Raw genomic sequence first — 22,309 nt, 5'->3', positions numbered from 1 at the left:
CTTGCGATGTCTTTAGCGGCCCAGGCCCAGCAGCGTGTCAAACAGCGTGCTGGCGATCTGCATCACCTTGCCGGACGCCTGGTAAGCCTGCTGGTAGCGCAGCAGGTTGGCCGCTTCCTCGTCCAGGTTGACGCCGGAAACGGCTTGCTGCGCGTTCGAGGCTTGCTTGACCGCCGCCTCCGCCGCGCTGGCGCCTATCATCGTTTCGCTGGTCTTGTTGCCGACGAAGTTGACCATGGACGCGTAGGCGCTCTGGAACGTGGTCTTGCCCCCGTTCAGGATGTTCTTGGCCTGCAGGTCGCCCAGCAGCGCGCCGTTGCGGTTGTCGCGCGTGCCGCCGGTATTGGGCGCCACCGAGAAAGTGTCGCCGTTGCCCGGCGCGCCGCTGATGGCGATGTTGATGCCGCCGAAACTGATGCTGGCGCCGTCGGTGTAGGGCACGTTGGTGCCGGCCGGATAGGTGGTGCTCACGCCGTTGGCCGTCACCACCACGTCCTGCGTGGCCGGGAAACCGCTCAGCTCGCCGGTCGCCGAATCGTAGGTCAGCGTCACCGGCGCGGTCAGCGGATTGCCGGGCGTCAGGTAGTTGGCGTCGACCGTGCCGGGCGTGATCTTGCCGTTGCCGGTGTTGGCCAGCGGCGCGTTGGTGACGATGGGCGCGGCCAGCGCGATCTTGCCGACGTCGGTCAGCGCCACCTTGAAGTCGGACGCGGCCTGGAAGGTCGGGCGCACCTGGAAGTGGTCGCCCGTCTCGGGCGTGCCGGTCAGCGTATACTCCACGCCGTCCACCATTTGCGGACCGGTGGTCTGCGGGAAAGTCAGGATCGTGGCCTGGCCGTCCGAGGCGCGCGTCAGCACGTAGTTGGTGCCGTCATAGTTGAGGTCGTAGTCGCTCGAGGTCAGCGCGCTGGCGTCCTTGACCACGCCGCTTACCACCGCCGTGCTGAGCTCGGAGTTGCGGCTGTCGACGCCGATGTAGGCGTTGATGTCGGCAAAGAAATTGCCGCCCAGGTCGCCATTGCGGTCCTGGCCCAGCTTGTGCTGCGCATTGAAGCTGGCGGCCAGCCCGGCGGCCACCTGGCCCAGTTCGTTCTGCGCGCGGTCCAGCGCGCCGCTGCGGAATTCCAGCAGCCCGCCCAGCTGGCCGCCGCTCAGCGCGCCTTCCGGCAGCGGGGAAATCTGGTTGCCGGTGCTGTAGCCAACCGTCACGCGGCTGACGTCGGTCAGCGAGGTGGTGGTGGCCAGTTCGAAGTTGCGGTTGCCGATCACCAGCGGCTGGCCGGTGCCGATCGACACGGTCAGCGTGTTGGAATCGCCCTTGACCACGTTGACCTTGACCAGCTTGTTCAGTTCGCTGATCAGCTGGTCGCGCTGGTCCAGCAGGTCGTTGGGCGCCTTGGACGGGTCCACCGTCAGGCCGGCGATGTCGTTGTTCAGCTTGCCGATCTGCTCGGCATAGGAATTGATCTGCGTGACGGTGGCCGTGATCTGGCTGTTGACGCCGGCGCTGATCTCGTTGAGGCGGTCATTCAAGCCCTGGAAGCGCGCCGCCAGCGTGTTGGCGGTCGACAGCATGGCGCTGCGCGAGGCGTCGGTGGCGGCGTTGGCGGTGGCGTCCTGCACCCCCTTGAAGAAGTCCTGCAGCGCCGGCGACAGGCCGGAGGTGCTGTCGGCCAGCAAGTTGTCGATCTGGCTGATCTGGGCGTAAAAGCCGTTCAGGCTGGCCGCCTTGGTTTCCGCGCCCAGCAACTGCTTGGTCAGGAAATCGTCGTACTGGCGCTTGATCTGGGTGACCTCGGTGCCGGTGCCGATGAAATAGCCGCCGCTGCCCTGGGGCTGGGTGTTGGACTGGACCACGGTCTGGCGGCTGTAGCCGGGCACGTTGGCATTGGCGATATTGTGCCCGGTCGTGGACAAACCGACCTGCGCTGCCAATAAACCGCTTTTGCCGATGCTGAGAAGACTCATGGTGAAATACTTTCGTTATATGGTTAGTCTACGGCAGCGGCCGCCAAAACTTGAAATACGCCCCGGCAACAGTGCGCCATTTGTTGTTCTTTAGCATTCCTTGCGTATTCATTAAGCAAGGGATTGCTTGATAATCCGGGTCAGCTTGCTGGCGTATTGCGGGTCGGTGGCATAGCCGGCCTTCTGCAGACCGTGCGCGAACTTGCTGGCGTCGCCGGCGCTGGCCAGCACTTTTTCATAACGGGGGTTATTGGTCAGCAACTTCGCGTAATCCTTGAAGCTGTCGGCATAGCTGTCGTAGGCGCGGAAGCGTTCGACGCGCTGCTGCGGCTTGCCGTTGACGTACTCGGTGGTGACGGCCTCGACCGTTTTGCCTTTCCAGCCCGGCCCGGCCTTGATGCCGAACAGGTTGTTGCTGTTGCTGCCGTCGCGGCCCTTGATCTCGCGCTTGCCCCAGCCGCTCTCCAGCGCCGCCTGGCCCAGCATGAACTTGGCCGGAATGCCGGTGGCCTTGCTGGCCTCGTCCGCGTGGCTGCCCAGCTTGGACTGGAAGGCGCGCACATGGGCCGCCTGCGAACCCTTGCCGCTGTCCATGGCGGCGGCGCTGCCGCCCGGCACGTCGGCCTGGCTGGCGGCCCGGTTGGCCGCCGCCGTGCCGCCGGCCGCCTCGATGGCGCGCTGCAGCCTGGCCGCCGCCGCCGCGCTGGCCAGGTTGCCGGCGTTGGGAATGTCGGACGCGTCCGACGCGGCCGGCTCGGCGCCTAGCGCCAGCGCCTGCTCGTTCTGTTGCGACAGCTGCCGCACCAGCACGTCGGACAGGCCGATGCCCTTTTTGGCCAGGTTCTGGCTGGTCTGCTGGTCCAGCATGGAGGTGAACATCTTGCTCTGCTGATTGTCCAGCATGCCCTCGCCCGGCGACGCGTCGCGCATGCTCTTCATCATCATGTTGATAAACATGGCCTCGAACTGGGTCGCGGCGCCCTTCAGCGCGTCCCTGGAACCGCTGCCGGCGTCGCGCCGCAGCGCGGCGGCGCTCTTGACGTCGGCCGCCAGCGTGTTGTTCAGGTCGTTCGCGGGCAGCGTGGGGCTCTGGCGTATCATGGCGGCGTCCTCAAATGATCTCGAGTTCGGCGCGCAGCGAGCCGGCGGCCTTCATCGCTTGCAGGATGGCCAGCAAGTCCTGCGGCGAGGCGCCGATGGCGTTGAGCGCCTTGACCACGTCGGCCAGCTGGGCGCCGCCTTTGACCATCATGACCTTGCCGGCATCCTTCTTGATGTCGATATTGGCCGTCTGGGTAACCACGGTCTGGCCGCCGGACAGCGGCCCGGGCTGGCTGACCTGCGGGTCGGTGGACACCGACACCGTCAGGTTGCCGTGCGAAATGGCGCACGTCTCGAGCGACACCGCCTGGTTCATCACTACCGAGCCGGTGCGCGCGTTCATGATGACCTTGGCGGCCATCTGGGCCGGGTTCACCTGCAGGTTTTCCAGCGTGCCGATGAAGGCCACGCGCTGGTCGCTGCTGGAGGGCGACTGCACCCGAATCACGCGGCCGTCCAGCGCATAGGCGATGCCGGCGCCGAACTTGTCGTTGATGGCGTCCACCACCCGGCTGGCGGTGGAAAAATCGGCGCTGTGCAGTTCCAGCCGGATCTGGTTGCCCTCGCCCAGCGAGTTCGGCACGGCGCGCTCGACGGTGGCGCCGCCGGAAATGCGGCCCACGCTCAAATGGTTGACCACCACCGAGGTGCCGCCCGACTGCGCGCCGACGCCGCCCACCAGCACGTTGCCCTGCGCCATGCCGTACACCTGGCCGTCGGCGCCCTTCAGGGGCGTCATCAGCAGGGTGCCGCCGCGCAGGCTTTTCGCGTTGCCCATGGAGGACACGGTCACGTCCATCAGCTGGCCCGGCTGGGCGAACGCCGGCAGCGAGGTGGTCACCATCACGGCCGCCACGTTCTTCAGCTGCAAGGTGTTGGCGGCCGGCAGGGTGATGCCCATCTGCTGCAGCATGGACATCACGGTCTGCACCGTAAACGGGGTCTGGGTGGTCTGGTCGCCTGTGCCGTCCAGGCCGATCACCAGGCCATAGCCCATCAGCTGATTCTGGCGCACGCCGGCCACGCTGGCCAGGTCCTTGAGGCGCTCGGCGCGGGCGGCCGGCGCGGCGCCGGCCAGCAGGGCCAGCGCGGCAACGGCGGCGGCGAGGAGTCGGGTAGTGTTTTTCATGATCAGAACGGCAGCACGCTGAGGAAGAAGCGGGCCGCCATGGAATTCATTTCCGCGCGGTCGATCTTGGCGCTGGTGCGGTATTCCACGCGCGCGTCGGCCACGGCGGTCGAGGCCACGGTGTTGCCGGTGCCGATGGTGTCCGGGTTGACCATGCCGGAGAAGCGGATGTACTCCACGCCCTTGTCCAGCGCGATCTGCTTTTCGCCGGCCACGATCAGGTTGCCGTTCGGCAGGACCTCGACCACGGTGGCGCCCATGGTGCCGGTGAAGGTGTTGCTGGCGCTCTGGCTGGCGTTGTCGGCGAACTTGTTGTCGGCGGCGGCGGTAATCTGGCTGCCAAAAGTGCCGGCCAGCTGGCCCGGGGCCTTGAAGTTGATGCTGCCGGACTTGCCGCCGGCGCTGGCGCCGTTCTTGCCGGCCGAGGTGCGCTCGGTGATGACGATGTTGATCACGTCGCCCACCAGGCGTGCGCGGCGGTCTTCGAAATGCGGGCGGTAAGCCTGCGCCTGGAAGATGGCGCCGTTGCTGGGCGCGGCCATTTGCGCCTGCGTCAGCGGGCGCGCGGTGGTCTCGCCTTGCACGATGGAGGTCGGCGCGGTGCCGCAGCCGGCCAGCGCCAGGCCGGCCGCTGCCATGATGGGGAGGAGTGCTTTCATCGCGGTATTCCTTTGCTTACAGCTGCGACAGCTTGGCCAGCATCTGGTCCGACGTGGTGATGGCCTTGCTGTTGATTTCGTAGGCGCGCTGGGTCTGGATCATATTGACCATTTCCTCGACCACGTTGACGTTCGAGGTTTCCACATAGCCCTGCAGGATCACGCCGGTGCCGTTGGTGCCGGGCGTGTTGTTCTGCGCCGCGCCGGAGGCGCCGGTTTCCACGTACAGGTTCTCGCCCTTCGACTCCAGGCCGGTGGGGTTGATGAAGGTGGACAGCTGGATCGAGCCGATCTGCTGCGCGGCGGTCTGGCCCGGCAGGGTGACCGACACCGTGCCGTCGCGGCCCACGGTGATGCTGTTGGCGTTGGCGGGGATGGTGATGGCTGGCTGCAGCACGAAGCCGCTGGAGGTCACCATCTGGCCGTTGCTGTCGCGCTGGAAGGAGCCGTCGCGGGTGTAGCCGGTGGTGCCGTCGGGCAGCAGCACGTTGAAGAAGCCGTTGCCGTTGACCATCAGGTCTTTATCGTTGCCGGTCGCTTGCGGGTTGCCCTGGGTATGGATGCGCTCGATGGCCACCGGGCGCACGCCGGTGCCGACCTGCATGCCCGACGGCAGCTGCGTCTGCTGCGACGATTGCGCGCCGGGCTGGCGCACGTTCTGGTACAGCAAGTCCTCGAACACGGCGCGCGACTTCTTGAAACCGTTGGTGCTGACGTTGGCCAGGTTGTTGGCAACCGTGTCCATCGCGGTTTGCTGCGCTTCCATGCCGGTCTTGGCTATCCACAGCGATCGTATCATTTGCTTTCTCCCTTAATGGCGTGGCAGCCGAGGCTTTTTCCACGTCACCATTATGCAGGGGGCAGCGTTAAGTCAAAGCGAGGATCTGGGTGGCTTTCGCGGCGTTATTCTCGGCATTCTTCAGCAAGCTCATTTGCATGTCGAACTGGCGCCCGAGCGAAATCATGTTGACCATGGCGTCCACCGGGTTGACATTGCTGCCTTCCAGCGCGCCGTCCACCAGGCGCACGTTGACGTCGGCCGCGGCCGGCAGGCCGCTGCTCTGGCGGAACAGGCCGTCGTTGCCGCGCTCCAGGCCCTTGGTGTCCGGATTGACCAGCTTGATGCGCCCCAGCACGTTGGCCGGGCCGGGCTTGGTCTGGCTGGTGTCGATCGAGCTGACGGTGCCGTCGGAAGCGATCGCCACCTCGCTTTGCGGCGGGATCGCGATCGGGCCGTTCTCGCCCATCAAGGTCTGGCCGCTGGTGGTTTGCAGCAAGCCGTTTTCGCTCACCTTCAGGCTGCCGTTGCGGGTGTAGGCCTCGGTGCCGTCGGACGCCTGCACCGCCATCCAGCCCTCGCCGCGCAAGGCCACGTCGAGCGCGCGCCCGGTGGTCTGGATCGGCCCGGCGCGGAAATCCGCGCCGACGGTGGAATCGACCACGAAGGTGCGGGTCGGCAGCCCCTCGGACTGCACCGGCACCGCGCGGAACGAATCGAGCTGGGCGCGAAAGCCGGTGGTGGTGGCGTTGGCCAGGTTGTTCGACGCGGTGGCCTGCTGCTCCAGCACATGCCTGGCGCCGGTCATGGCGGTGTAGACGAGGCGGTCCATGGCTTGCCTTCCTATTAACGCAGGTTGACCAGCGTCTGCAGCACCTGGTCCTGGGTCTTGATGGTCTGCGAGTTGGCCTGGTAGACGCGCTGCGCGGTGATCATGTTGACCAGTTCGGCCGTCAGGTCCACGTTCGAAGTTTCCACCGAGGCCGAGCGCAGCTGGCCGTTGCTGCCGGTGCCCGGCGTGCCCACCTGCGGCGTGCCGGAGGCCGAGCTCTCCGCCCAGGCATTGTTGCCCAGCGGCGTCAGCCCGTCCGGGTTGGCGAAGTTGACCAGCACGATCTGGCCCAGCGGACGCGACTTGCCGTTGCTGTACTGGCCCAGGATCACGCCGTCGGCGCCGGCCGCGAAGCGCTCCAGGTGGCCGGACGAGTAGCCGTCCTGGGTGGACGCCTTTTCGCTGGTGGCGGTGCCGTACTGGGTGGTACCGGTAAACGAGGTTTCAATCACCAGCGGCTCGACCGAGCCGGTGTCCGGGAACAGCGGCAGCGTGATGCTGAACGGCAGCGACTGGGCCGGGGTCAGCGCGGCCATCGCCGTGGTGTTGATCGAGCCTTTCTGGTCGAACACCAGGGTGCCCACCTTGCTGGCCGGCGCGCTGATGGCAGCGGCCAGCGCCGCGTTGATCTTGTCTGGATTGGTGCCGACAATCGCGCCGACGTCGGTCGGCGCGGTGTAGGCAGCCAGCAGCCTGGCGCTCTGCGCCGGCGTGACGTTGGGCACGGCGTCCAGTGCCGCCTGCATCAAGGCGCCGGCGGCGGCCGAGTAGGCGGTGTTGGCGTCGGCGATCTGGACCGGATCGCCGGTCTGCACCGCAGCCTGGTAGGCGTCGCGCAGCGGCTTGAGGGTGGCGTCGTTGTTGACCACGGCTGCCACTGCCGCCGCCGCCTGCTCGACGCCGTCGCTGGCCACGTACACGTCCCAGGTGTTGGCGTCGGTCTTGACGTAGAACGTCGACATCACGTGCGGATTGCCCAGGCTGTCGTAGACGTCCAGCACGGTCTGCTTGTTGTAGGTCAGCGGGTCGAGCGCGTTGAACGGTACCTTTTCCGGCACCTTGCTGCGCGAGTCCAGGTTCAGCTCGAAGTTGGCCTTGGTGGTTTCCACCGGCACCAGGTCGGCGGTGTCGATCTTGATCGGGCCCGGCGCGCCCTGCAGCACCACACCGTCCTTGGTCACAGGATAGCCGGTCAGCGCATTGCCCTGGGCGTTGATGATGGTGCCGGTCTTGTCCAGCTGGAACTGGCCGTTGCGGCTGTACTGCACGCCGCCGCTGGGCGTGGTGGTGCGGAAGAAGCCGCCGCCGTTGATGGAGATGTCGAGCGGGTTGTTGGACGTTTCGATATTGCCCTGCGTGAATTGCTGCGCCAGACGCGACACCGACACGCCGATACCGGCGTTGTTGCCGCTCACGCCGTTCAGCGAGTTGGCGTACAGGTCGGCGAATTGCGCCTGCGAGCCTTTGAAACCCACGGTGCTGGCGTTGGCGATGTTGTTGCCGATGACGTCCAGCGATTTGGCTGCGGCGTTCAGGCCGCTGAGTCCTTGTTGGAACATGATTTCCCCTATGCGGTGGTGGGTGACAAAGTAATTACAGGATTTGCTTGATGTCGGACATGCTCAGCTGGCCCGAGGTGGGCACGTTGAGCTTGACGCCGCCGGCGCCGGTGGACACGCTGGCCACCACGCCGAACTGCAGGCCCAGCGCGTCTTTCAGCACCTTGCCGCCGGAGCGCGCTTCGACGCTGAACACGTAATTGCCGTTGGGCAGGGTCTTGCCGTCTGACGTCTTGCCGTCCCAGGTAATGGGCAGGGTGCCGGCCGGCTGGTCTTCCAGCTGGATGGTGTCCACTTCCTTGCCGGCGGCGGTCTTGATGACGATATTCACCGTATCGGCCGGCGTGCCCAGGTCGATGCCCAGGATGGCCTTGCCGTCAGCCAGGCCGACGTTCTTGCCCTCGGACAGCACGCCGTGGTTGATCATGCCGGCCGCCTGCACGCTCTCGGCCGACTGGTAGCTCGACTTGAGCGACTCCAGCGTGGTGTTCAGCTTGTTGACGCCGGTCACCGTCGACAGCTGCGCCAGCTGGCTGGTGATCTGCGCATTGTCCAGCGGGCTCATCGGATCCTGGTTTTTCAGCTGGGTGACCAGCAGGGTCATGAACTTGTCGGTGTCGGCCTGCACGCTGTCGGTGGCGACGGCCTTTTTCGGGTTGACGGCGTTCAGCAGCACGTCGCTGACGGGCGCGGCGGTGGTGGCGGCGGTAGGCATCGATTTCTCTCTTGTTTAAATGGGCTTATTGACCGATGGTCAGCGTTTTCAGCAGCAGGGACTTGGCCGCGTTCATGGTTTCCACGTTGGTCTGGTAGGAGCGCGACGCCGACAGCATGTTGACCATCTCGTCCACCACGTTCACGTTGGGCATGCTGACATAGCCCTTGTCGTCGGCCATGGGGTGCTTGGGGTCGTACACCTGCTTGAGCGGCGACGGATCTTCGATCACGCGCTGCACCTTGACGCCGGTGGACGCGCCGCCGTTGGCGGCCGGCTGCGCCTCGAACACCACCTGCTTGGCGCGGTAGGCCTCGCCGCTGGCGCTGGTGGCGCTGTCGGCATTGGCCAGGTTGCTGGCCACCACGTTCAGGCGCTGGGCCTGGGCGCTCATGGCCGAACCGGAAACGTTAAATATACTAAACAGCGACATGGTTATTGTCCTCCCTGGATCGCCGCCATCAATCCCTTGATCTGGGAATTGATCAGCGTAATGCCGGCTTCATAGCGCAGCGCGTTGTCGGCAAACTGGTTGCGTTCCACATCCATGTCCACCGTGTTGCCGTCCACCGCCCCCTGCACGATGCCGCGGTACTGCAGCGGCGTACCGTCCGGCAGCGTGCCAGCTCCTTGCTGGGGGACAGGGAAATGTTTCTGCGCCGTCGTCTTCAGCGGCTGGGATGCGCCGGCCATGGCGCTGGTCAGGGCGGCGGTGAAGTCGATGTCCTTGGCCTTGTAGTTCGGCGTGTCCGCATTGGCGATGTTAGACGCCAGCACGGTCTGGCGCTGCGAGCGCAGGCTCAGCGCCGTCTCGTTAAAGCGCATGAATTCGTCCAGTTTTCCTAACATCGCTACCTCCGGCCCACTTTCTATTGGTGACAGGATCGATGATACGGATGGGCATGGCGATCCGATCGCGCGAGCAGCCCCGGATTTGCCGTCTTATTCCCCGCTTCGGCCGCGCGCGCGCGGGCTATCATGGCCACATTCGAAGGGAACCGACCATGAAACGCACACTGTTGACCGCCATATTGATGCTGAGTGCCACGCTGGGCGCCGCCGCTGCCCAGGCCGTGGCCCAGCAGCCGGCCGCGCCGGCGCGCCAGGACCTGGGCGCCGTGCGCCAGGCCGTGGAGCAATTCCTGCAGACGCAGACGGTGGGACTGCCGGGCGCCGTCACGGTCAACGTGGGTGCCATCGACCAGCGCATGGCGCTGGCCCCCTGCCCCCAGCTGCAAGCCTTTTTCATGCCCGGCGCGCGCGCCTGGGGCAAGACCACGGTAGGGGTGCGCTGTGCGGCCCCTTCCGCATGGACGGTGTATATTCAAGCCAATGTGACGGTGCAGGCCGACTATGTGGCCAGCGCCGTGCCGCTGGCCCAGGGCCAGCCCATCGAGGCGGGCCAGCTGGTGCTGGTCAAGGGCGATTTGACAACATTGCCGGCCGGCATAGCCACCGACATCGGCCAGGTGGTCGGCCGCAGCGCCGGCGTATCGCTGGCGGCGGGCACGCCGATGCGGCTCGACACGCTGCGCAGCAAGCAGGTCATCACGGCCGGCCAGCTGGTGCGGGTGGTGTCCGGCGGCGCCGGTTTCCGCGTGTCGGCCGAGGCCCGCGCGGTGGCGGCCGCGTCCGAAGGACAGATCGTGCAAGTGAGGACTGCCGGGGGGCAGCAGGTCAGCGGCGTGGCGAAAGCCGGGGGCCTGGTGGAGGTGGCGTTCTAATAACGCTAAAGTTTATGATCACGGCGCCGTTAATTACTCAGATCCCGGGGTTTTTATGCCCCAAACAGATGAGGATATTGCTGTGAAAATTAACGACTCAGTCAAGAGCACGCCTGGCCTGCCGGCCTCGCCTGCCACCAGCACCACCGCGCGCGGCGCCGACAAGGCCAGTAGCGCCCCGATCAGCACCGACAGCGTGAAACTGTCGGCACAGGGCCAGGCCATGGCCGCCAGCAGCGCCAGCGGCAGCAGCGCCGTGTTCGACACGAAAAAAGTAGAACGCATCAAGCTTGCGATTGCCGATGGGCAATTCCAAGTCAATTCCGAAAAAGTGGCGGACGGCTTGCTGGAAACAGTCAAGGATCTGCTGCACTCACGTAAAAGATAGGTAAACCATGTCCTCCGTCTCCCCCATGTCCAGTCTGCGCGAAGAACAGCGCGTCATCACTGCCCTGCTGGAAGTGTTGAAGCAGGAACAGCAGCAGCTGGTGGCGGCGGACATCGATGGCCTGACGGAACTGACGCCACGGAAGTCTTCCCTGGTCAACGATATGGCCGTGCTGGCCAGCCAACGCCACAACGCGCTCGGCGCGGCAGGCTACAAGGCGGAAGAAGCCGGCATGGAAGCGTGGCTGGCCGCCAGCGGCGACCCGGAAGCGGCCCCGCTGTGGGCCCAGGTACTGGACCTGACGCGCGAAGCCAAAGAACTGAACCGCCTGAACGGCACCCTCATCAGCAAACACCTGAGCCACACCCAAGGCGCGCTGCAAGCGCTGCGGCCCCAGGCGCAAGGCAATTTCTACGGCCCCAGCGGCCAACCCACGACGGCCAACCCGCGCCGCGGCTTCCTGGCAGGTTGACAGGCGTCAATCTTCATTTGGAACAACGTTGCATTTAATGCAAACTATTGCATAATGCAACCATGCACACACATACCTGCCTTGCCGCCAGCGTCCTGACGCTGAACTTTGCCGCAGCGCTAGCGGCCACGCCCACATCCCAGGCCGCCGCGCCGTCCGTCACTGCCGCGCTCGACGGCGAGCGCCTGGGGCTGTACGACGGCAGCCAGTTCCGCTACGACGACGGCGGCTGCGGCGGCTGCGCGCCCAAACAGGCGCTGTGGTATTTCCAGGGGGAAGGCCTGGCCGTGCCGCGCCGGCCGGCCGGCCCGGCCACCACCAGCCCCGTTCCGGCCCCGGACGCTTCGCCCGCCCTGCCGGACCTCGTTTGGCTGGGCGCGCCTCAGTTGATCCGGCAGGCCACGCTGGCGCCGTCCGGCCGTACTCTGCAGGCGCCCGGCGCGGCGCCGCTGGCCATGCAACTGGCGCCCAGGATCGCTTCCAACCGCTCCTATTTCAATGCCGGCAGCCTCGACTTCTTCCGCCAGCGCGACGTGCGCGTGCGCGGCACGCTGCGCGACGTGGCAGGCAAGCCGACCTTCGAAGCGCGCACCATCTGGCCGCGCGACTTCGTCATCGACGCGGCGTCCATGCGCCGCCAACCGCTCAGTGCCGGCGACAGCCTGGCCGGCTTCGTGCGCCACGAAAACGGCGGTGCGCGCAGCGCTTACGCCACGCGGCTGATCTGGGAACGCCAGCCCGGCGCCCAGCGCGACTGGCGCGGCAAGCCGGTGCTGGCCGTCGTGCTGAACGGCGCCCAGGGCGACGACGACGAAGCCTACGGCGGCCACTTCGCTGTCGCGACCGGCCGCATGGGCCGCAACGGCGAATGGGCCGACTGGATGGTAAACAATTTCTACAACCTGGACAGCTACAGCGAGAAAGGCGTGATCGCGTCCATGGTGCCGATGGATAACTACCTGATGGACCTGAACAGCGGCCAGCAATACTACCGGCCGTCGACCATGCTGGTGGCGGTGCTGCGCGACGCGCGCACCGCGCAAGCCTTCCAGGGCAGCATGCAGGACACCTTCCGCCGCTTCTACAGGCACGACTTCCGCTACCGCCACGCCGCCGCCAACTGCGCCGGCATCAGCGTGGACGTGTTCAAGGGCCTGGGCTGGCAGCTGCCCGAGCAGGGCCCGACCAGCCGCCTGAAGGCGCTCGGCGCTTACGGCTACAAGGCCGCCAAGGACATGAGCCTGGCCAGCGGCCACAAGGCCTACGACTATTTCACCGAGGAACAGACCCGGCTCTACCCGGCGGTGGCATTCGCCGCGCTGGGCCAGGATTTGCTCAAGCTGCTCGGCGGCGGCCCGCAGGAACGCGCGCTGAGCCCGTACGAGCGCCAGCTGCAGGAGGACGTGGAAGCGCTGGTGCTGGTGCGCATCCCGCAGGTGCCGTCCAGCCGCGCGTTCGGCTCGGCGCCGGTGTTTTCCATAGACGAGTACCTTGCGCGCGCGCCGCAGGACGAGTCGCAGTGGCAGATCGTGCCGGTGCCGCCGCGCCCCTTCCCGCCCGAGCTGCGCGAGGGGCCGGCGCTGGCAGAAGAAAGCGCCCTGCCCGTCCCTGCCCCGGTGGGCGGTTTGCTGCTGGGCGTGGCGGGCGTGGGCGCCGGCTGGCACTGGCGGCGACGCAAAAACAGCCGCAGGGAGGCTTGGCAGCGCGCCGCGCCGGCGTAGCCGCACCGCTGGCCGCTTGCGCGGTGCTCGCCAGCGCTACGGCGGCGGCGCCGGGGCCGGCGGCGCGGTCGGCACTTCCGTGGACGGGTCGGGAATGCCGGACAGGATGGTGACCGCCACGCGGCGGTTGCGGGCGCGTCCGTCCGGCTGGTCGTTCGGCGCCACCGGGTGGTTGTCGGCATGGCCCACCGCCGTCAGCCGCGACGGCGCCACGCCGGCGTCGATGAACAGGCGCACCACGGCGCCGGCGCGCGAGGCCGACAGCTCCCAGTTGGACGGGAAATTGTTGTTGCGGATGGGCTGGTTGTCGGTGTGGCCTTCCACCTGCACCGCGTGCGGGTCCTCCTTCAGCAGCACCGCCACCGCCTGCAGCGCTTCGCGCGATTCGCTGGTCAGCACCGCCGCACCGGGATCGAACAGCACGCTGGCGTTGATCTCCACGCTCACGCCGCGGCTGTTCTGCGTCACCCGCACCTTGCCTTCCTTGACCAGCGGCGCCAGCGTGGACAGCAGGTCCTGCGCCAGCCTGGTCATCTGCTCCTTTTCCTTGCGCAGCAGCTCGGTGCGCCGGCGCAGCGCGGGATTGGGAATCGGCAGGTTCTGCACCTGGGTGTTGATGGGCTTGGCCGCGCCCTGGCCGCCGAAGGCGTCGCCCAGCGCGTCCGAGAAGATCTTGTACTTGCCGGTGTTGACGGCGGCGATCGAATACATCACCACGAAAAAGGCGAACAGCAGGGTGATGAAGTCGGCGTAGGAGATCAGCCAGCGCTCGTGGTTCTCGGCCTCGTCGTCGAATTTCCTGCGCGCGCGGCGTTCCATGTCAGTGGTACTCGCGCAGCAAGGTGGCGATGCGCTCGTCGATCACGCGGCTGTGGTCGCCCGTGGCGATGTCGTAGAACACGGCGGCGGCGATTTCCTGCTGGTGCACGTGCTGCGTGACGATGTTCTTCAGCTTGTTGGCGATCGGATAGAAGAACAGGTTGGCCATGCCCACGCCGTAGATGGTGGACACGAAAGCGATGGCGATACCCGAGCCCAGCTTGGCTGGATCGGCCAGGTTTTCCATCACCTGGATCAGGCCCAGCACGGCGCCCAGGATGCCGATGGTGGGCGAATAGCCGGCCGCCGATTCCCAGATCCGCACCGCCTGGCGCTCGGCGGTCTCGTAGGCCGTGATTTCGGTGTCGAGCAGGTTGCGCAGCTTGTCCGGGTTGATGCCGTCGACAATCAGGCGCAGGCCCTTGACGTTGAACTTGTCTTTCGACACCAGCATGTGGCGCTCCAGCGCCAGCATGCCGTCGCGCTTGGCGGTGGCGTTCCAGGCGCCGATTTCGCGCGCCAGCGAGATGCGCGTGTCCGGCGGCGGCGCCACGATCCACTTGGCCATGCGCAAGCCGCGCACAAAGGTGGCCGGCTTGGTCTGCAGCAGCACCGCGCCCAGGGTGCCGACCACCACGATGGCGAACGCGGCCGGCTGGAGCAGCGAGCTCAGCTTGCCCCCCTCCAGGCCCTGGCCGACCAGCACCCCGGCCACGCCCAATATCAATCCTGCTATGCTGGCCCAGTCCATGCCTGCTCCCGTAACGAGGCGCGCAGCCGCGCTACCGCTTGCGTATGCAGCTGCGATACGCGTGATTCGGACACGCCCATGACGGCGCCAATTTCCTTCAAGTTCAATTCTTCCTCGTAGTACAAGCCCATCAGCATCTTCTCGCGCGGCGGCAAGGCGTCGATGGCGTCGATCACGGCCTGGCGGAAGTCGGTGTCGAGCAGCGCGCGCAGCGGGTCGGCGTCCTCGTCGCTGTGGAAGCGGTCGAGGAAGCTCTCGCCGCCGTCGTCGTCGCGGAAGTCTTCGTAATAGATCAGCTGGTGGCCGCCGCCCTCGGACAGCATTTCCTGGTAGTCGGCCAGCGACAGCTTGAGCGACTTGGCCACTTCCGATTCGCTCGGCGGACGGCCCAGGCGCTGCTGCAGGGTGGCCATCGCGGTTTCGATCTTGCGCATGTCCTGGCGCATGCTGCGCGGCATCCAGTCGCTGTTGCGCAGCTCGTCGAGCATGGCGCCGCGGATGCGCATCACGGCATAGGTTTCAAACTGGGCGCCGTGGGTTTCTTCGTAGCGGTTGATAGCATCGAGCAAGCCGATCATGCCGGCCTGGACCAGGTCATCCACTTCCACGCTGGGTGGCAATTTGGCCTTCATATGGTGGGCCAGCCGCTTTACCAGCGGCATGTGCTCCGTCAGCAGCGAGTTCTTGTCCGCTTTCCCTTTGGCCGTGTACATATCGTTTCTAGTTTTTCTCAGACGCTAAAATGGTTGCTACTCCCCGTACGGAATTGAGGCGCACCGGCCAGCGCCAGACGGCCTGCCAGTTGCCGGAACGCGACCGATGCACCGGCCAGAGGAAAGGCATCGACCACCGCGCGCCCCAGGCGCGCCGCGCGCTGCAAGTACTCATCGGCCGGCACCGAACCCATGGAAACCAGGGTGACGGCCAGGTATCGGCTTGCCGCTTGCGCCATATTATCGTAAACCACCTTGGCTTCGGCCTCCGATGCGCCGGTGACCACGATGCCGAAGGGCCGGCGGCCCAGTTCGTGGTTCAGCCGCTTGATCATGCTGTAGGCGTTCTTGATCGAGGTGGCGCTGTTCGACACCTGCACCACGATGTCGGAACTGGCCATCACCGGCACCGGGAACGCCTCGCCGTCGAACTCGCCGTCCACGATCACCAGGCCGGTCTGCTTGGCCAGCACGTCGAAGGCCTTGGCCAGCCGGCGCGTCTCGTCCGGACCGGAGCGGGCCACGCCGCGTGTCATCGATACCACACCGAAGCCCTGCGGCACCTGGTGGATCACCTGGTTCAGGCCGCATTCCTGGCGCGCCACGTCCAGCAGGCTGGCGCCGTCGTCCACGCCCAGGCGGGAAGCGACGCCGTGCGCGCTGGCGCAGGCGTCCACCAGCAGCACGTCGTTGCCGGCGCGCGCCAGCGAGGCGCCCAGGTTGACCAGCATGGCGCCCTTGTCGTCCTGCGGGGTGGCGGAAAGGAAGGTGACGATGCGCGGCTGCGGGCCAGCCAGCATGCGGCGCAGGCCTTCGGCCTGGTCGAAATCGAAGTTAGCCAAGGCGCACCTCGCGCAGGCCGATGTCGTTGGCGGCGTAGCCGGCGGCGGCCATCACCAGCGGCAGGTCGCTGTCGGCGTACTGGCCGGCGGCGGCGCCCTGCTTGAGGCGGAAGGCGCGCTCGATCAGCGCGGCCGGGTCGGCCAGGTGCAGGTCTTCCGGCACCCGCTGGCCGCTCGAGACGTAGAACATATTCAATTTCTGGCGGATCACCACGTCCAGCAGGTTGCCGATGGAGGCGGCCTCGTCCAGCTTGGTCATGATGCAGCCGGCCAGGCCGCTGCCCTGGTAGGCGCGCACCACTTCGTTCAGGGTTTCCTGGGTCGAGGTGGCGTTCAGGCACAGCAGGCGCTTGACGTTGGCGTCGGTGCCTTGCAGCATGGCCACCTGCTCGGCCACCATGTGGTCGCGCTGGCTCACGCCGACCGTGTCGATCAGCACCGTGTGCTTGTTCCGCAATTCCTTCAGGGCGATGCGCAGGTCGGCCTCGTCCTTGACCGAGTGCACCATCACGCCCAGGATCTTGCCGTAGATGCGCAGCTGCTCGTGGGCGCCGATCCGGTAGGCGTCGGTGGTGATCAGGGCCAGCTTGTCCGGGCCGTGGCGCATCACGCAGCGCGCGGCCAGCTTGGCGGTGCTGGTGGTCTTGCCGACGCCGGTGGGGCCGACCAGCGCGAACACGCCGCCCTGCTCGATCAGCGCGTCCTCGTTGGCGATGGCCGACAGGTTGCGGGTCAGCACGGTCTTAATCCAGCGCATGCTGTCGGCGGCGTCGCGGCCGGCCGGCAGCTTGTCGATCAGGTAGCGCGCCAGGCTGGCCGAAAAGCCGGCCGCCAGCAGTTCGCGCAGCACGGCGGCCTTCTGCGGCTCGCGCTGCTGGGTCGAGCCCCAGGAGATCTCCGCCAGCTGGGTTTCCATCATGCCGCGCATGGCGCGGATTTCATTCATCATGCCGCTCATTTCGGCAGCCGCGTTGGCCTTGGCGCTGTTGACGGCGTCGGCCACCATGGCGCTGATGCGGTCCAGGTCCAGCGACGGCGCCGCAGCGGGCGCGCGCACGGCCTGGCGCACCTGCGCTTCGGCCGCGGGACGCGGCGCCGGGGCTGCGGCGCGCGGGGCCGCGGCCCCGGCCGCGCCGCGCTGGGTGGCGGCGCGCATCGCTGCGGCGTCGAGCGCCTCCATCGGCGACATCGGCTTGGCGGCGGCCACCGGAGCCAGCGGCGCAAGGTAGGACGGCGCTTCCGGCAGGTCCAGGTAAGGGTTGGGCTGCGCCATCGGCGAGTCCGGGGAAGGCTGCGCCAGCGAGGCGGCATCGTCGTTGGCGAGGGCGAGAATTTCCACTTCGCCATCGGTTGGGCGATTCGACAAGATCACCGCATCGGGCCCCAGGGCCTCGCGTACTTTGCGCAATGCTTCACGCGACGTAGGTGCAGTAAATTTTTTGACGTTCATGACCAGTTCCCCTGTTACGCAAGTGCCGCGACTTCAAGTCGGACGCGGCTCACTCTCATGCTGCCATTATTGACGATGCATCAGAGAAACGATCGGGGGAACAGGGAGGAAAACCGCCCCTTATTCCAGAATGGCAAAATCGAGCCTGGCCCCATTTTCCTGTGCGGAAAGAGGGGTCAGGCTCGATTTTGCTCGGGGGAATTACTGTGCGCCGACCAGGGCGGTGACGCGGATGGTTTTGGTTTCCGGGATTTCGGCGTGCGACAGCACCTTGAGCTGCGGCAGGGCGCGGCGCAGGAAGCGCGACAGCAGGGTGCGCAGCGGACCGGGCACCAGCAGCACCGGCGTCAGCCCCAGCGCTTCCTGCTGCGCGGCGGCGGCCTGGGCCTGCTGGGCGATGGTGTCGGCCAGGCCGGGCTCGATGCCGGCGCCTTCCGGACCGCTGGCGGCCAGCGCCTGCATCAGCAGGCGTTCCAGGCGGTTGTCCAGGGTCATGACCGACAGCTCGCCGCCGGACGGGAACAGCTGCTGCACGATGGCGCGGCCCAGCGAAATGCGCACCAGCGCGGTCAGCTCGTTCGGGTCCTGGGTGTGCACGGTGTGCTCGGCCAGGGTCTCGATGATGGAGCGCATGTCGCGGATGTGCACGCCTTCGGCCAGCAGGTTCTGCAGCACTTTCTGCAGGGTCGACAGCGACAGCATCTTCGGCACCAGGTCTTCCACCAGCTTGGGCGATTCCTTGCCCAGGTGGTCCAGCAGCGCCTGCACTTCGGCGCGGCCCAGCAGTTCGGAGGCGTGGGTGGTGATCAAATGGTTCAGATGGGTGGCCACCACGGTGCCGGCGTCCACCACGGTGTAGCCCATGGTTTGCGCCTGGTCGCGCAAGCCGGCGTCGATCCAGATGGCCGGCAGGCCGAAGGCCGGGTCTTCCGTCACCAGGCCGGGCAAGGTGCCGCTGGCCATGCCGGGATTGATGGCCAGGAACTGGCCGTTGAACGCTTCGCCGGCGCCCACTTCCACGCCCTTGAGCGCGATGCGGTAGGCCGACGGCTTCAGCTCCAGGTTGTCGCGGATGTGCACCGGCGGCGCCAGGAAGCCCACTTCCTGCGCGAACTTCTTGCGGATGCCCTTGATGCGCTTGAGCAGCTCGCCGCCCTGGGTCTTGTCGACCAGCGGAATCAGGCGGTAGCCCACTTCCAGGCCCAGTGTATCGACCGGCAGGATGTCCTGCCAGGACGCTTCTTCCTGCTCCGGCGCGCCAGCCGCGGCGCTGGCGGCCGCCGCCGCTTCCGCGGCCGGGGTGCCGGGCGCGGCCCCGTCCGCGCCGCCGGCGCGCGCCTTGGCGCGCTTGTCCATCAGGTAGCCGGCGCCGCCCAGCACGCCAGCCAGCAGCAGGAACACCAGGTTGGGCATGCCGGGAATCAGGCCCATGCCGCCGATGATGCCGGCGGTCACGTACAGCACTTGCGGCTTGGCGAACAGCTGGCCGATCACCTGGGTGCCGATGTCCTGCTCGCTGGCCACGCGCGACACCACGATACCGGCGGCGATCGAGATCACCAGCGACGGGATCTGCGCCACCAGGCCGTCGCCGATGGCCAGCAGGGTGTAGACCTTGAGCGCTTCGCCGAAGGCCAGGTCGTGCTGGATCAGGCCCACCAGCAGGCCGCCGACGATGTTAATCACCGTTACCAGGATGCCGGCGATGGCGTCGCCGCGCACGTATTTCGAGGCGCCGTCCATGGCGCCGTAGAACTCGGCTTCCATCGACACTTCGCTGCGGCGCTTGCGCGCTTCGGCTTCGCCGATCAGGCCGGCGTTCAGGTCGGCGTCGATCGCCATCTGCTTGCCCGGCATCGCGTCCAGGGCGAAGCGCGCGCCCACCTCGGCGATGCGGCCCGCGCCCTTGGTGACCACGGTGAAGTTAATGATGGTCAGGATGATGAACACCACGATACCGACCGTGTAGTTACCGCCGATCAGGAAGTGGCCGAACGCTTCGATCACCTTGCCGGCCGCGCCGGCGCCGGTGTGGCCCTCGGTCAGCACCACCCGGGTGGAGGCCACGTTCAGCGCCAGGCGCAGCATGGTCGACACCAGCAGCACGGTCGGGAAGGCCATGAAGTCGAGCGGTTTGACGGTGTACAGCGCGGTCAGCAGCACGATGATGGACAGCGCGATATTGAAGCTGAAGAACAGGTCCAGCGCGAAGGCCGGCAGCGGCAGGATCATCATCGCCAGCAGCATGATGATCAGGATAGGCGCGGCCAGGCTCTTGCTGCCGGCGCCGCTCATGCCGCCGACAGTGCGGTTCATCCATTCTGGCATTCTGATGCTGTTCATGATGCTGCTCCGTTGCTATTGTCGCGGTTCTTATCGGTTTTGTTCTGCAAGGCTTGCTGCCTGGCCAGCTTGGCCGCCTCGTAGGCCGGATGGTTGGGGTCCATATCGTTCGGCACGTCGAGCCTGGTCGGACGGTCCGGATAGCGGCCGCCCGGCTTGAAGGCGCGCAGCTGGAACACATAGGCCAGCACTTCGGCCACGGCCGCGTACAGGCGCTGCGGAATCTCGTCGCCGATGTCGCTGTGCTTGTACAGCGCACGCGCCAGCGCCGGCGCTTCCAGGATCGCCACCTTGTGCTCGCGCGCCAGCTCGCGGATCTTGGCCGCCACTTCGTCGGTGCCCATGGCCACCACTTTCGGCGCGCCCGACCCTTCGGTGTACTTCAGCGCCACCGCGTAGTGGGTCGGGTTGGTCACCACCACGTCGGCGGTCGGCACGTCGGCCATCATGCGGCGCTTGGCCATCTCGCGCTGCAGCTGGCGGATCTTGCCCTTGATCTGCGGATTGCCGTCCGACTCCTTGGACTCCTGGATCATTTCCTGGCGCGTCATTTTCAGCTTGTTGGCGTAGTGCCACATCTGGTACGGCGCGTCGATGGCGGCGATCAGGCCCAGCGAGCCGACGATGAACAAAAAGCTCATGCCCAGCATGTCCAGCATGTGGGCGCTGCCGAGCTTGAACGGCTCCATGGCCAGGCCGATCACGGCGTCTTTCTGCTTCATGACCACCAGGTAGGCGACGAAACCGACCACGATGGTCTTGACGATGGCCTTGACCAGCTCCACCAGCGCGTTGGTCGATACCATATTGCCCAGGCCGCGCATGGGGTTGAGTTTCATCAGGTTGGGCGTGACGGCCTTGCCGCTGAACAGCCAGCCGCCCACCAGCAGCGGCGACACCAGCGCCACCACCATCACCGCCACGCCCAGCGGCAGGCAAGCCAGCAGCACGCGGCCGACGTCCACGCCGACACGGGTCAGCAGCACGTCGGCATTGAAGATCTGCTCCTTGTCCAGCGCCAGGCCGGACACCATGGCCGAAGACAGGTCGCGCACCAGGCTGGAACCGAACATCCACAGCATGGCGCCGGCCGTCATCAGCACCACGAAGGTGGCCACTTCACGCGATCGGGGAACGTCGCCTTCTTCACGCGCCTGCTCGAGGCGCTTCTGTGACGCCGGTTCTGTCTTTTCGCTTTCGCTTTCTTCCGCCATGGCCGCCCCTGCGCTTCATTCAACTGTACGCAGTATGCCAGCGGCAACTTTGTTTCCATCGGTAGAACAGCAGGGAATTGGCCTGCTACTTCCGCGCCACAACTTGCTTTTTGCAATGAGAAAGATTCGATTGCCGTTGTTGAAAACGCCAATATTCGCATGCTATATTGCAAACACCCGAGCGCCCTTATCGCTCCATCCCGCCCTGGAAATAGGGCAGAAAATACGTCTGCCATGGAAATTTCCAATTCCGTCGTCACGCTCAAACCAGGCATTTACATCCTGCGCCATCCCAAGGGCAAGCTGCCGCCGCTGAGCATTTCGCGCGCGCCCGCCGACGCCTCGCACAGCGGACGGATCGAAGCCCTGTGGACGCCCGGCACCCAGGGCGCCGTGCTGCGCGACGGCAGCGACTGCATCGTCATGCACGTGCTGGACGCGCCGGTCGAGCTGCTGGTGAGCGCTTTCCTGGCCCATGCGGGCGACGCCAAGCCGGCGCTGCGGATAGACCGCGTGAGCCTGGACCAGGCGGGCGCCGAGGCGGCGCTTGCGCCGGCCGCCGCCGCCGCGCCCGCCGCGCCGCAGCCCGGCCGTCCCATCGAAATCAGTCCGCAGGGCCTGTCGCTGATCGGCCATATGGAACGCAACGGCGACGCGGTTGCCGCCGAAGGCCAATACCTGGGCAAGCCGGACGCCAACCTGCGCCTCGAGGGCTTCCAGTTGATGTGGCCCGACCGTCCGCAGGGTGTCGACCTGGCCTACAGCGTATCGCTGGAAGGCAGCGGTGCGCTGCCCACCGTCACCACCGGCCAGTTCTGCGGCACGCGCGGCAACGCGCGCCGCATCACCGAGGTCACCTTCACGCTGGTGGGCGAGCAGGCGCACCGCTTCGCGCTGCACGGCGTGGCGCATTTCTCCGGCGGTTTCATGGTGCCGGTGGTGTCGGGCCTGCCGTTGAGCGGACCGAGCGGCATGGAGCACCTGACGGCCATCAAGCTGGCGGCCCTGCCCGCAACGCAGGCCGAGGCGCAGGCACCGAATCCATGGGCGAAGTCGGCCCGCACCAAGGTTTTCAAAGCCGGCGCTACCGGCTCGGGCAAGCAAGCCGGCAAGTAGCCCAGGCAATTTGCG

At 66.5% G+C, this 22,309-nt stretch carries 22 protein-coding genes; 5 read left to right on the top strand and 17 right to left on the bottom strand.

Annotated features, from left to right (window positions below):
* Positions 1-12: 12 nt before the first annotated feature.
* From flgK to flgB, 10 genes are all read right to left on the bottom strand, one after another.
* Positions 13-1,968 (bottom strand): flagellar hook-associated protein FlgK, encoded by a 1,956-nt coding sequence (flgK, locus tag ASD15_RS23915; RefSeq protein WP_057157545.1) that lies wholly within the window; start codon positions 1,966-1,968, stop codon positions 13-15.
* Positions 1,969-2,079: 111 nt separating this feature from the next.
* Complete coding sequence (gene flgJ, locus ASD15_RS23910) at positions 2,080-3,069, bottom strand: flagellar assembly peptidoglycan hydrolase FlgJ (protein WP_057157543.1); 990 nt, start codon at positions 3,067-3,069, stop codon at positions 2,080-2,082.
* Between the two features lie 10 nt (positions 3,070-3,079).
* Complete coding sequence (locus ASD15_RS23905; RefSeq protein ID WP_057157542.1) at positions 3,080-4,198, bottom strand: flagellar basal body P-ring protein FlgI; 1,119 nt, start codon at positions 4,196-4,198, stop codon at positions 3,080-3,082.
* Between the two features lie 2 nt (positions 4,199-4,200).
* Positions 4,201-4,857 carry a flagellar basal body L-ring protein FlgH gene (locus ASD15_RS23900; RefSeq protein WP_057157540.1) on the bottom strand — a complete coding sequence of 219 codons (657 nt, stop codon included), beginning with the start codon at positions 4,855-4,857 and terminating at the stop codon, positions 4,201-4,203.
* A 16-nt stretch (positions 4,858-4,873) separates the two neighbouring features.
* Positions 4,874-5,656, bottom strand: a complete 783-nt coding sequence (flgG, locus tag ASD15_RS23895; RefSeq protein WP_057157539.1) for a flagellar basal-body rod protein FlgG — start codon at positions 5,654-5,656, stop codon at positions 4,874-4,876.
* 67 nt (positions 5,657-5,723) lie between these two features.
* A complete protein-coding gene (gene flgF / locus ASD15_RS23890; RefSeq protein ID WP_057157537.1) occupies positions 5,724-6,467 on the bottom strand; it encodes a flagellar basal-body rod protein FlgF in 744 nt (247 codons plus the stop codon).
* 14 nt (positions 6,468-6,481) lie between these two features.
* Complete coding sequence (locus ASD15_RS23885; protein WP_057157536.1) at positions 6,482-8,026, bottom strand: flagellar hook protein FlgE; 1,545 nt, start codon at positions 8,024-8,026, stop codon at positions 6,482-6,484.
* Positions 8,027-8,060: 34 nt separating this feature from the next.
* Positions 8,061-8,741 (bottom strand): flagellar hook assembly protein FlgD, encoded by a 681-nt coding sequence (locus ASD15_RS23880; protein ID WP_057157535.1) that lies wholly within the window; start codon positions 8,739-8,741, stop codon positions 8,061-8,063.
* A gap of 25 nt (positions 8,742-8,766) precedes the next feature.
* The gene (flgC, locus tag ASD15_RS23875; protein WP_057157534.1) at positions 8,767-9,174 is read right to left on the bottom strand and encodes a flagellar basal body rod protein FlgC; all 408 of its coding nucleotides are present in this window, start codon (positions 9,172-9,174) and stop codon (positions 8,767-8,769) included.
* Positions 9,175-9,176: 2 nt separating this feature from the next.
* Positions 9,177-9,590, bottom strand: coding sequence for a flagellar basal body rod protein FlgB (gene flgB / locus ASD15_RS23870; RefSeq protein ID WP_057157533.1), 414 nt, complete (start codon positions 9,588-9,590; stop codon positions 9,177-9,179).
* Between the two features lie 155 nt (positions 9,591-9,745).
* On the opposite strand from flgB, the gene flgA reads away from it, so the two are divergent.
* From flgA to ASD15_RS23850, 4 genes are all read left to right on the top strand, one after another.
* The gene (flgA, locus tag ASD15_RS23865; protein ID WP_057157532.1) at positions 9,746-10,465 is read left to right on the top strand and encodes a flagellar basal body P-ring formation chaperone FlgA; all 720 of its coding nucleotides are present in this window, start codon (positions 9,746-9,748) and stop codon (positions 10,463-10,465) included.
* Between the two features lie 82 nt (positions 10,466-10,547).
* On the top strand, positions 10,548-10,853 hold the full coding sequence (gene flgM / locus ASD15_RS23860; protein WP_057157531.1) for a flagellar biosynthesis anti-sigma factor FlgM: 306 nt from the start codon (positions 10,548-10,550) through the stop codon (positions 10,851-10,853).
* A gap of 7 nt (positions 10,854-10,860) precedes the next feature.
* A complete protein-coding gene (locus ASD15_RS23855; RefSeq protein WP_057157530.1) occupies positions 10,861-11,325 on the top strand; it encodes a flagella synthesis protein FlgN in 465 nt (154 codons plus the stop codon).
* Positions 11,326-11,387: 62 nt separating this feature from the next.
* A complete protein-coding gene (locus ASD15_RS23850; RefSeq protein ID WP_057157529.1) occupies positions 11,388-13,046 on the top strand; it encodes a hypothetical protein in 1,659 nt (552 codons plus the stop codon).
* Between the two features lie 36 nt (positions 13,047-13,082).
* Here ASD15_RS23850 and motD read toward each other — a convergent pair whose 3' ends face one another.
* The 7 genes from motD to flhB all read right to left on the bottom strand — a co-directional run bounded on the left by motD (position 13,083) and on the right by flhB (position 21,178).
* A complete protein-coding gene (gene motD / locus ASD15_RS23845) occupies positions 13,083-13,865 on the bottom strand; it encodes a flagellar motor protein MotD (RefSeq protein ID WP_057157528.1) in 783 nt (260 codons plus the stop codon).
* Between the two features lies 1 nt (position 13,866).
* Positions 13,867-14,616, bottom strand: coding sequence for a flagellar motor protein (locus ASD15_RS23840; RefSeq protein ID WP_057157527.1), 750 nt, complete (start codon positions 14,614-14,616; stop codon positions 13,867-13,869).
* Complete coding sequence (locus ASD15_RS23835) at positions 14,598-15,329, bottom strand: RNA polymerase sigma factor FliA (protein WP_056393936.1); 732 nt, start codon at positions 15,327-15,329, stop codon at positions 14,598-14,600. Before ASD15_RS23835 ends, ASD15_RS23840 begins: the two co-directional genes overlap by 19 nt.
* 17 nt (positions 15,330-15,346) lie before the next feature.
* A complete protein-coding gene (locus ASD15_RS23830) occupies positions 15,347-16,171 on the bottom strand; it encodes a hypothetical protein (RefSeq protein ID WP_057157526.1) in 825 nt (274 codons plus the stop codon).
* Entirely contained in the window at positions 16,164-17,621 is a 1,458-nt protein-coding gene (flhF, locus tag ASD15_RS23825; protein WP_057157525.1) for a flagellar biosynthesis protein FlhF, read from the bottom strand. Before flhF ends, ASD15_RS23830 begins: the two co-directional genes overlap by 8 nt.
* Positions 17,622-17,822: 201 nt before the next feature.
* On the bottom strand, positions 17,823-19,964 hold the full coding sequence (flhA, locus tag ASD15_RS23820; protein WP_057157524.1) for a flagellar biosynthesis protein FlhA: 2,142 nt from the start codon (positions 19,962-19,964) through the stop codon (positions 17,823-17,825).
* Entirely contained in the window at positions 19,961-21,178 is a 1,218-nt protein-coding gene (flhB, locus tag ASD15_RS23815; protein WP_082552107.1) for a flagellar biosynthesis protein FlhB, read from the bottom strand. Before flhB ends, flhA begins: the two co-directional genes overlap by 4 nt.
* Before the next feature lie 234 nt (positions 21,179-21,412).
* Between flhB and ASD15_RS23810 the strand changes: the two genes are divergently transcribed.
* Complete coding sequence (locus ASD15_RS23810; protein WP_057157523.1) at positions 21,413-22,294, top strand: hypothetical protein; 882 nt, start codon at positions 21,413-21,415, stop codon at positions 22,292-22,294.
* Positions 22,295-22,309 lie beyond the last annotated feature (15 nt).

Source organism: Massilia sp. Root351 (assembly GCF_001425045.1).
Lineage (GTDB): Bacteria > Pseudomonadota > Gammaproteobacteria > Burkholderiales > Burkholderiaceae_D > Rugamonas.
This window is presented reverse-complemented; position numbering and strand designations above follow the sequence as displayed.